Source organism: Methylobacterium sp. CCH5-D2, from assembly GCF_001556475.1.
GTDB lineage: Bacteria > Pseudomonadota > Alphaproteobacteria > Rhizobiales > Beijerinckiaceae > Methylobacterium > Methylobacterium hispanicum.
Window position 1 is genome coordinate 1 of the sequence record NZ_LSIX01001069.1, and the last position, 261, is coordinate 261.

Below are 261 nucleotides of genomic sequence, written 5' to 3' on the forward strand. Positions count from 1 at the left end.
GGGACTGGAGCACGAAGTTCGAGATGCGCACGCCGCGCTACACGACGCAGGTGAGTGAGCTACCGGTGGCGCTGGCTTAGACTGAGAGGAAGCCGATTTATTGTACACCGAAGCGGGCTTAGCGGACGCCCAATCCTACCGCGACCGCCTTCTGCAGGAGCGATGATCGGCTGTGTACCCAGATTGGACCTGCTAGAACAACGTTCTGGCTTAGACCACGCTTGAATTCGTACACGCCGCGATTTGCGGCGGGATCGATGC

General features: G+C 59.4%; 1 protein-coding gene. It reads left to right on the forward strand.

Annotation, left to right across the window (positions count from 1 at the left end; all coding sequences use genetic code 11):
* On the forward strand, positions 1–80 hold an 80-nt coding region (locus AX737_RS32700; RefSeq protein ID WP_156454031.1), incomplete at its 5' end, for a DUF4113 domain-containing protein.
* Between the last annotated feature and the right edge of the window lie 181 nt (positions 81–261).